The following is a 7,002-nucleotide window of genomic DNA, read 5'->3' as shown; positions in this document are numbered from 1 at the left end:
GCACATTGCCGTCTGCCGGTGCATCAACCGGATCCGGGTGGTAGCCGATCTGCCCCGCCACCAGCCCGGTCTCGCAGTTGTGGCACACCCCCGTTCGACACGACCATCGCACCGGGACGTCGCAAGCCTCGGCCAGCTCGAGCAAGCTCTGAAAGGATGGCCCCCAGCGGACATTGAGTCCGGAACGCGCGAACGAAACCGTAGGTCCCGAGCCGGGAGGTCCCGCCGGTACATGCGGCGGGCGGCGTGGCGGAGCGGCAATGCCCGGGGGGCTGGAGGGGCCGGGGCCGAATATCTCGGTGTGGATGCGATCTTTGGCGACGCCCAAGGCCGCAAGGCCTGCCGACAGATCGCTCATGAAGCTGGTCGGTCCGCAAATATAGAAATCACCATCGCGCGGCAGATTCAGTTGCTCAAGCACGCGCATGTCCAGGCGGCCACGGACGTCGAAATTAACATTGGGGCGATCCGCCGGATCCGGAGAGCTGTAGCAGATCCGGCTGTGGCGGTGGGGGAGCGCCGCCAGCAGCTCGCGCGCCTCGTTGGCAAACGGATGTTCGCGGCCGCTGCGGGTTCCGTACAGCCACCAGACGTCTCGCGTCGTTGCTTCGGCCGCCAACGCATGGAGCATCGCGAGCACCGGCGTGACTCCAATGCCGGCGCTCAACAGGACGACAGGCGTGTCGCCTTGCCGCAATGTGAAGCTGCCGCGCGCCGCGCTGGCCTCCACGATGTCGCCGACCTTCAGCTCATCGTTGATATAGGTGCTGGCCGCACCATGGGCTCCCCGTTTGACGCTCACGCGATAAGACGCGGTGCCAGGCTCGCCGGACAGCGAATAGCTGCGCATCAGCGCAGAAGCAGATGTCGGCCCCAGCCGCAACACGACGAATTGTCCGGGCAGAGCGGCGGCGATGGGTTGCCCGTCTGTGGGCTCGAGCACCAGCGAAATCACGTTACGCGTCTCGCGCTCCTTGCGAGACACGCGAAGCGGACGAAACCCACGCCACGGAGGTGCCGTGCTGGATGCGAGACCGAGGCCGGCATTTCCCGTCGCCGCACCGTCCTTGCGCTCCTGCTTCAGCAAGGCCTCGAAAGAGCGGTGCCAGCCGGCGCTCAGTGCAGGGATGCGCAGTGCGCGCTCCAGTCGAGCGGCCGGGTGGCCGGGCAGGTAGAGCAGGGCGTCGATCTCGGACACGCTCATCTGTTCGGGCCCGGACGCGACGAGCGTGATCTCGTCGCCGGCCCTCACTTCGCCTTCCTCCAGCACGCGGAAATAGAAGCCCGGCCTGCCGTGCTTGACCAGCAGCGCGGCCATTTCAGGCTCGTTCATGCGGATGCCGAGCCGGTAACAAGTGACGCGCGTCTGCGTCACCTCGAATACGGCTCCGCCGATCCGGTACCGGTCTCCGATACAGACCGCTGCATCCGGCAGGCCATCGACGGTGAAATTTTCTCCGAACTGCCCGTACACGAAGTCGTTCCTGCCGAGGTGGCGTTCCCAATACCGATAGGAGTCGAGCTGATAGACATAGACGGCGCGCCGCTCACCGCCGTGGCCGCCGAGGTCCCCTTGTCCGTCGCCGTCAATGTTGAGCCGGCGCACCATGCGCGGCCCCTCGACCGGCGTTTTCCAGATGCTGGTATGGACGGTTTTACCTTGCCAGACGATGTCCCGCGGCAAGCCCACATTGACCGACAACAAGCGTCCCATCGTGTTGCTCCTCACGACGATCACCGTACTCTCGATCCGGAACAGAAGCCTCGATCGACTGTACCCGCTATGTGCATGGCGCCGTCCGCTTGGCACGCCAGGCGGCAGCTCCTCGCCTCCGGATGATAAAAAGGGCCGCACCCAAAAGCACGATGACCGCCGCGGCTGCCATGCCTCCGCGGGCGAGCGCGAGCAGTGGCGAGGAAGGGCCGCCCCAGCGTACCTCCGCGACCTGTTGTTCGGTGATGATGGTATCGGCCGACCCATAGTGCGTGAGCACGTAGTTGCCCAGCGCCGCGATGTTGCGATCGCTGAGCGGATTGGCGTCGGTCGGGTGACCGCCGAAGCCCGGCATGAAGGCTTGTCGTTCCGACGTGGTGCGGTTTACGCCATACAGGATGGTCGCAATGAGGTTGGTCGCGTTCCTCGCTCCGGTGGCCGAGTTCGAGAACAGGCTCGGGTAGTAGCCATCCTTGCTGCCTTGACCCTCAGTCGAATGGCAGGAGGCGCAATTGCCTTGAAAGAGCTCCGCGCCGCCGGGATCGGACTCGCTATCGGACCTGATGCCGTCACGCCCGCGCAACTGAGCGAGCGCGGAGGACATCTTCCCGGCCGAGAAACGGGAAACCCGGTCGGCCGGATCGCGAACGACCGGGATAGTCTTGATATACGTCGCGATAGCGTCGAGGTCTGCGGCAGCAAGGTGCTGGAAGCTATCCTCGACCGCTTCGCCCATGCTGCCGGCTGCTTGCGCTTTTCCGGACAGGTGTCCCGTGTGCAGATACGCAATGAGCTCTTCCTTGGTCCAGCGCCCAATGCCGCTGATCGGATCCGGCGTGATGTTTGGCGCGTACCAGGGCCCGACCTGCGCGCCCGACAAGGCACGGCTATCCTCATCTTGCATGAGAAGGCCGCGCGGCGTGTGGCAGGTGCCGCAATGCGCTGCGCCCTGCACGAGGTAGGCGCCCCGGTTCCATTCTGGCGATTGATTTCGGTCCGGCACGAAGGGTCCCGAGTCCAGGAACAACAGATTCCAGGCGATCATGGAGGCACGGATATTCATCGGGAACGGAAGGCTCGTCGATGGCGGGCGTTGTTCGACCGGCTCTACTGCTCGGGTGAAGTACAAATAGAGCGCGCGGACGTCCTCTTCGGTGAACTTGGCATAAGATGTGTACGGCATCGCAGGATAGAGGTTCGCGCCATCGCGCCGAATGCCGCGCCGGAGCGCCTGCGAAAACTCCTCCTCCGTGTAGCGCCCAATTCCGAAATCCGTCGACGGTGTGATATTCGTCGAATAGATGGTGCCAAGCGGCGTGCCGATGGGCAGTCCGCCCGCGAAGGGTTTGGCGCGAGGTGCCGTATGGCAGGCGGCGCAGTCAGCGGCGATTGCCAGGTATTCTCCGCGCTTGATCTCGGCGGCCGCTTGATGGGGCGGATCGGCTGCACGACAATTGCCGGCGAGCGCGGTAGCAGCGAAAATGATGAGCAGCGCGCCGAGGTGGGGGCTGGGATTGCTCATGGTCAGCCGTGCTTCAGTTGATTGACGATCGCGTCCGCGGCCTTCAGCGCCAGCGCTGTCATGGTGAGTGTACTGTTCGAAGCCGTCGCGCTGGGCATCGCACCGCCGCCAGGCAAGAACAGGTTGGGATGATCGTGCGCACGACAGTCGGTATCAACCACCACCGTCGCCGGTTCGGTCCCCATGATACAGCCGCCCATGATGTGGTCGCTGTTGAGAAATTCGGGAGACAGCTGGAACTTGGTGGCGCCGAGTTCGGCTGCCAGCCGTCGCAGTCGTGGTACGGTGTATTCCTCGGCACTTCGACGCACATAGTCGCCGACATCGTAATGGATGTTTGGTTTATTGATGCCGAGCCAGTCCTTCTGGCTGGACAGCGTCAGGCGGTTATTCGCCGAAGGCAGGATCTCATGCTCGACGGTCAATCTTGCGGTACAGGCGGAAAGCCGCCGGATCTCTGCATCCAGGGCCTTGCCCACCAGGCCCTTCTTCAGCGCGGCGGCCGCGCCGAGCGGACTACGGGCGAAATTCTCCATACGGAACATCGCGCCGGCATGGCGGCCGCGGAAGTCACCTTGCGTGGTATTGAGAATGCTGCTGCTCTGGACCGGCCCGACGCCCGTCCAGAGGGGCTCCTGCAGCTCCAGCTCCGCTGTGAGCTTCGGCTGATCCATCATGTTGCGACCAACCTGATCGGAGCTGTTCGCCACGCCGTTCGGGTTGCGTTCGTCCTTTGACAGCAACAGCAGCTTTGGCGTTTCGATGCCGTTGCAGGCAATCACGAAGAGCCGGCCGGTCACCCTGTGCGAGCGCTTGTCTGGATCGAAGAAGTGAACCGCCTGGATCGAGTTCTTCTCGTCCGTCTCGATTCGATAAACGACCGCATTGGCCAGAATTTTTCCGCCCTTGGCCTCGATCTTCGGTAAGGCCGTCGCCGCATCATATTTCGCGGCGATCGGGCATACTGGAAAACAGTTGTTGTTACCGCAACACGCTGGCCGGCCGTCATAGGAGACGCCGCTGTTGCGGGCCTGGGGTGCGGGCAGGTTGATCATCCCGAGTTTCGCCGCGGCCTCTGTGAAACGATGCTCACCCGGACCGAAGGGAATTGGGCCCATGGGATAGGGCTTTGAGCGCTTTCCATTCGTCGGCCACTGCAACATCGGGTCGGATGGACCGCTGACGCCGATCGCRTATTCCGCGCGTGTGTAGTAGGGCTCGATGATTTCGTGGCCGAACGGCCAGTCCCGGCCGACCCCGTACAGGCTCCTCAGGCGCATGTCCTCGGGCGTTAGACGCCAGCAGATTCCGGCCCAGTGCCAGGTCGCGCCGCCTGCGTAGCGGACGTAGCCCTGCAGATAGGCGCGGGCATTCGGCCCTTCCAGTTGAAGATACTGCTCCTGCTCGCTGGCCGTGCGGGTTTCGAGGTGCGGCGCCCATGGCTTCGGCGGGTACGGCGCATTCCAGTGAAACAGACGCAGGCTCGGCGGGAGGTTGCGGAAATTCTCGACGATTCGCCAACGATCGACGCGAGGCCCCGCTTCGAGCATCAACACGGACAGACCTGCATCAACAGCCTGTTGCGCGATCAGGCAACCGACCACGCCGGTTCCGACGACGACGATGTCCGCGCTGTGGTCGTTTGCCATCTGAATAACTCCTCGCTCGCGAGCATCGCATTCAAAATTCTGGCATGTTGCTCAGTGGAGGCGCATCGGCCGTCCATCGGTTCGGCCCCGAGATCGCATAGGAGGGAATGGTCATGACGTCCCTCGTCGGCCCGTACATGAGCGCGTACTCATAGGCGAACACCTCGGCGTCGGGAGCGCCCGTGACGACGCCGAGATACCAGGCGGAAATGATCGCGAGTGCAGTATCTTTGAGCGGACCATCTGGTACGTCGGCGAAGAAGTCTTCGACAACGCGCGCGTTCTTAGCTCGGGCGATGGAAAGGAGGCCGTCAATTTGCTGCAACAGCGCAGGATTCAAGGCCATCATCGCAGCGCCCATGCGGCTTCCGATCTCTGCTTTCAGGCGGTGGGGGACCAGCAGAGATGAAATCTCCATGAACCGCGCCGCAGCTTCATCGGACCACAAGGCCGGCGCTGCAACGGCCGGCAGCGTTGGCAGAGCGGCAATCGCGCCAAATAGCAGCCCGCCGACCAACACGTCGCGGCGGCGAGTGAGACTGAAGGCCGTGGGACAGTCGTCCGGGTAGGAATCGGACATATCCGTACCTCTCGCTGTTAGCATTGTGCTGCAGGCCCGTTGACGCCGATCACCCGCCGGCGCATTTGATCGATCTGATCCGTGATGTGATCTCTCCCGCGCAAGTCAAATTCGCAAGGAGAGTGCGCGGCTCCCGCTGCTCGCAGCCAGCGTGCGGGCCAGTCTCCACCTGGGGAATGTGAAGCGGGCCCTGAGCGATCTTCCGGGAGGTGGTGCTCCCATGGGCCCGTGCCGATCTCACCCAGCTTCGCCAGCAGTGTGCTTGCGGCCGGACCTGACGAATGCGGGTTCTGTCCCGTGATCAACTGGCCGCCGCTGGCGACGGGGGCGCCCAACCTTTCGAGCCTCAAGATGTCCATGACTCTCGCCCTTTGCCTCGTTCGGATGGATCTTCAGCCGAGCACGATGCGTGCCGGCGCGAACTCGCTCGAACTCGTGACGTTCCTCGTTACTCATGGCGGCACTCTGTACGGGAGGCCGGCTGTTAGCACGTTATGCGTTGTTAGACTTTGCGAGTGGACGCCGCGCGTACAGCTTCCCGTATTGCCCTGCGTAGACATCACCGCAATGCCAGGAGCAGTCTGCAGCTGCATCTCCGCCCGGCTGCCGAGTCGCGCACCTTCGAGGGACGCGAGTGCCTGCTGCGTCCAGCGACAGAACTCTAGAAAAAGTTGCCCGGCTGAGACAGCTCAAGCGCGGAAGCAATGGTGTTGGCGACAAGCTTGTCGTCCCCGAAGCGGTGCAATGGGTGCCGCAAACGTTGGTCTTACGCGTCAAATTGGGCTTAGAAGAGAAAGGCTTAAAGGATATTCGGGAGGTTCGGACGTGATGCGGTTGCGTCAGGCGGACACCGTCAATCGCTTTGCATCATAACAAAATCTTGCAACGTCTAACGAGCCAAAGCCGGCCGCCTTACGCAGGATGGCGTGGGTGAAGACGTATCTCGAGCGGGGAGGTGAGATGTAGCGTGACAGTTGTGACGCCCGCGCCCGGCGCTGGGTCGATCGGATAAGCGGGCTCTGCCTGTCAGGACATTGAAGCATCGGGCCTGCACTGTGTGGCCTGCATTTTCGGGCGATTTGATCGAAGGGGCCCCCGCCTTGAGGGGCATGGGTGATCTTGGTGAACTGCGACACGACCAAACCAGTTGCACGGCCTGTTGCTCCCCCGGATGCCTTTGCTTTCGGGCCCTTCCGGATTGTTCCGAAGGAACGCCTGCTCGAGCGCAATGGTGCGTCCGTTCCCCTTGGCAGCCGCGCGTTCGATCTGCTCTGTCTGTTGGTTGACCGTGCCGGCGAAGTCGTCGGCAAAGCCGACCTTATCGCGAGGGCTTGGCCCGGCCTGACGGTCGACGAGGGCAGCCTGCGCTTCCATGTCGTCCAGCTGCGCCGCGCTCTGGATGACAGCAAGGGTGGCGAGTCCTACGTGGTCAACGTTCCCGGCCGCGGGTATTGTTTCGTCGCTCCGGTTCACAACGCGGCGATGCCGATGCGATCGAATCCGCGTGATCTGGCGGCCAATCAGCGGGCTCAAGGGC

The 7,002-nt window shown here is 63.2% G+C and carries 5 protein-coding genes; 1 reads left to right on the top strand and 4 read right to left on the bottom strand.

Features of this window, described 5'->3' with window-relative positions:
• The 4 genes from AC1D00_RS19810 to AC1D00_RS19795 form a co-directional block, all read right to left on the bottom strand.
• Window positions 1–1,714 (bottom strand): MOSC domain-containing protein (locus AC1D00_RS19810; protein ID WP_477011824.1); only part of this gene is annotated, 1,714 nt, incomplete at its 3' end.
• Between the two features lie 67 nt (window positions 1,715–1,781).
• Window positions 1,782–3,236: a c-type cytochrome gene (locus AC1D00_RS19805; protein WP_477011823.1), complete on the bottom strand. Its 1,455-nt coding sequence runs from the start codon at window positions 3,234–3,236 to the stop codon at window positions 1,782–1,784.
• 2 nt (window positions 3,237–3,238) lie between these two features.
• On the bottom strand, window positions 3,239–4,885 hold the full coding sequence (locus AC1D00_RS19800) for a GMC family oxidoreductase (protein ID WP_135177458.1): 1,647 nt from the start codon (window positions 4,883–4,885) through the stop codon (window positions 3,239–3,241).
• 31 nt (window positions 4,886–4,916) lie between these two features.
• On the bottom strand, window positions 4,917–5,465 hold the full coding sequence (locus AC1D00_RS19795) for a sugar dehydrogenase complex small subunit (protein ID WP_235885796.1): 549 nt from the start codon (window positions 5,463–5,465) through the stop codon (window positions 4,917–4,919).
• Between the two features lie 1,122 nt (window positions 5,466–6,587).
• Here AC1D00_RS19795 and AC1D00_RS19790 point away from each other — a divergent pair.
• A partial coding sequence (locus AC1D00_RS19790) for a winged helix-turn-helix domain-containing protein (RefSeq protein ID WP_477011822.1) occupies window positions 6,588–7,002 on the top strand: 415 nt, incomplete at its 3' end.

This window comes from Bradyrhizobium sp. P2_E8 (assembly GCF_056403875.1).
The sequence above is the reverse complement of the archived record's forward strand: the minus strand, read 5'-3'. Positions and strand labels throughout refer to the sequence as shown.

Excerpts from the sequence above, each read along its gene's own strand:
- AC1D00_RS19805 (WP_477011823.1), bottom strand. The coding sequence starts at position 3,236 with ATGAGCAATCCCAGCCCCCACCTCGGCGCGCTGCTCATCATTTTCGCT.
- AC1D00_RS19795 (WP_235885796.1), bottom strand. The coding sequence starts at position 5,465 with ATGTCCGATTCCTACCCGGACGACTGTCCCACGGCCTTCAGTCTCACT.